Consider the following 3,042-nt stretch of genomic DNA (forward strand, 5'->3'; position numbering starts at 1 on the left):
CTAGCCCGTAGCGCCAGCGAGGGGAAGTTGATGTCGGTGATCGTTTGACGTGAACGCCATGCGGACGTTCGCTTCGACGAGATACACTCGATTGCAAAAGTCCGGTTCGCTCGGCGTACTCGGCTCCAATATCATCGGCGTCCTCTCTCCTTCGCTGGCGCTACGGGCCAACGTGGCGATATGATCGCCCTGCAAAAAAACACAGGGAAGCGGCCCCTGGACCGCTTCCCTGTTGTGTTGCTGTGATGACTTCTCGACGCCGCCCTGGCCGGACGGCGCCGGGTTGCTTAGTCTTGCTTCAGGACGACGTAACGGTTGCCGCGCTCCGTGCGCACTTGCAACATCACGCCTTCCTTGAGCGACTTCGCGTTCACGGCTTCCTCGAATTCCGCGACGTTGGTGACCGGCGTTTTGCCGACCTTGAGCACCAACATCCGTTCTTGCAGCCCGGCCTCGGCGGCCAGACTTTCCGGTTCGACGTGCGTGATCACCACGCCTTCGAAACCTTCGAAGTTCAACTGCCGCGCCACGTTGCGATCCAGATCCGCGACTTCGATGCCCAGCGGATTGTCTTTCGCTTTCGCGACTTCTTCACGTTGCTCACGGCGACCTTCGTTCCGGTCGGGACGACCAAAGTTCTTTGGCAACGTCTGCGCCGTCACGGCCAGCGTCACCGTCTTGCCGTCGCGCACCACTTTCACTTCCTGCTTGGAGCCCAGCGGCGCCCGTTCGACTAACCCTTGCAGTTCGCGCGGGTCATGCACTTGCTTGCCGGCGAACTCGACGATCACGTCCTGATCCTTCAACCCCGCCTCGGCGGCCGGCGTATCCGGATAAACTTCCGAGACGATCACGCCATTGGCGTCGATGCCCAGTTGTTGCGCCAGATCCGCGTCGACTTGTTGGATGCCGACTCCCAGATAGGCCCGCGCGACTGTGCCCGATTCAGAGAGTTGTTCCGCCACCCACTTCGCCAGACTGATCGGCACGGCGAACCCGATGCCTTGATAGCCGCCGCTGTTGGAAGCGATAGCCGTGTTGATGCCGACGACTTCACCGCGCAGATTCACGAGCGGTCCGCCCGAATTGCCCGGATTGATCGCCGCGTCCGTTTGCAGGAAGTTGGCCCGTTCCACTTGACCGAGCAAACGTCCCTTGCCGGAGATGATGCCCGCGCTCACGGTCTGTTCCAATCCGAACGGATTGCCGACCGCGATCACCCAGTCGCCGATTTCCATCGCGTCGGAGTCGCCCAACTTGGCTGCCGGCAACGTGCCCGCGTCCTTGATGTGAACGACTGCGAGGTCGGTATCGGGATCGACCTTGATGTCGGTGCCTTTGAACACGCGCCCGTCGGACAATTCCACGGTCACTTCATCGGCGCCTTCGACGACATGGTTGTTCGTCAGGATGATGCCGGACTTGTCGATGATCACGCCGGAGCCGAGTCCGCTCTGACGCGGCACGTTGCGGTCCAACTTGAAGTTGGGATTGTCGCGGAAGAAATCCTCGAACGGCGTACCGCGGAATGGATTCTCGCCGTTCTCCGACGCGCCTTCCATGGTCTTCGCTTTCGTCTCACTGCGAATCGTCACCACGGTCGGCAAGGCGATTTCCGACGCGGTGCGAAACGCCTTCGACAAGCCTTCGGCATGTTCAATCGCCGCGGTGTCGGGCGCTTGCGCCGCTTGGGCTTGAGCAATTCCCAATGCGCCGCCGTCGTAATAACTCCAGCCGCCGCCGATCGCCGCCAGGGCCGCCGCGGCGAGCCCCCAACGGGTTTTGTTGAATTGCGTTCGTTCCATAATTCTCTACCTCCGATTGCTGAGAATGCCTCGTGTTCCGTTCCACCGCGCGGCGAATGCCCGCGGGTTCCTTGGATCACTGCTGGCGAGTTCGTGGAGAAATCGCACTTGTATGAGTTACGCGGATGCACGCGGTTGGTTCATTCCGGCGTTCCGCGTCCATTCCATGACTTAGCCTTTCGTAGCGACAGGATGTGACTTATTCGTCGAGCCCTGGATGTTATTACGGATCGTTGCCGCGGCAGCGTTCTGTCTTGCGAAATGAAAACTCCTTCACCTTCCCCCACCCGAGCGGGTCGCGAACCGGTCAGATTGCGGAAACACGCTGTGGCAGTTAGACTTACGTAAAGTCTACCCGATTCCCTGTCCCCCACGGTCGAGTTTTATCGGATGCCCGATATGAGTGAAATTGAACCGGTCGACGCCGGGCGGGCGCTGGAAGAGCGCTGTGAAATCCGGATCGGCTACGTGTTCAAGAACAAAATGATGCTCCGCTCGGCGTTGACGCACGCCTCCGGCGCCGATCATCGTCTGGCCTCGAACGAGCGACTGGAATTTCTCGGTGACGCCATTCTCGGCGTGATCATCTGCGAGAACTTGTTCCACGCGTTCCCCGACTTGCTCGAAGGCGATCTGACAAAAATCAAATCGGTCGTCGTCAGCCGTCAGACCTGTGCGAAGATTAGCGAGCAACTCGGCCTGGAAGAGTTTTTGATCCTCGGCAAAGGCATGACCACGCACGCGGTGATCCCCCCGTCGTTGTTGGCGGATGTTTTCGAGTCCCTCGTGGCAGCCATCTATCTCGATGGCGGCGACGAGGCGGCCCGAGCCTTTGTCGAAAAGCATATGGAGCCGGAAATCGAACGCGCCGCCGGCGGCGAGCATGTGAGCAACTTTAAATCGTTGCTGCAGCAAATCGCCCAGCGCGAATACTCGATGACGCCGACCTACCAGTTGCTCGACGAGAAAGGCCCCGACCACAGCAAGTGCTTCAAGGTGGCGGCGCAAGTCGGCCGCAACCGCTACCAGCCCGCCTGGGGCCGGAACAAAAAAGAAGCCGAGCAACGCGCCGCGCGCAACGCCCTCAGCGAACTCGACGGCGAGCCGATTCCGTACCCATCGGAGTAGAACACTTCAATAGCCCGTAGAGGCGGTGATTTTTTAGCCTCTGGCGGGGGAGCGTGTGGGGCGCTATAAGTTTGGCATGAAACACGACGATGCACAAACGGATGTGGGC

The 3,042-nt window shown here is 60.1% G+C and carries 2 protein-coding genes; one reads left to right on the forward strand and one right to left on the reverse strand.

Annotated elements, in window-relative coordinates:
- Positions 1–287: 287 nt before the first annotated feature.
- Positions 288–1,805 carry a Do family serine endopeptidase gene (locus SGJ19_22760; GenBank protein ID MDZ4783077.1) on the reverse strand — a complete coding sequence of 506 codons (1,518 nt, stop codon included), beginning with the start codon at positions 1,803–1,805 and terminating at the stop codon, positions 288–290.
- Between the two features lie 399 nt (positions 1,806–2,204).
- Here SGJ19_22760 and rnc point away from each other — a divergent pair, with 399 nt between their 5' ends.
- Positions 2,205–2,933, forward strand: a complete 729-nt coding sequence (gene rnc / locus SGJ19_22765; GenBank protein MDZ4783078.1) for a ribonuclease III — start codon at positions 2,205–2,207, stop codon at positions 2,931–2,933.
- Positions 2,934–3,042: the final 109 nt, after the last annotated feature.

The organism is Planctomycetia bacterium, from assembly GCA_034440135.1.
Taxonomy (GTDB): domain Bacteria; phylum Planctomycetota; class Planctomycetia; order Pirellulales; family JALHLM01; genus JALHLM01.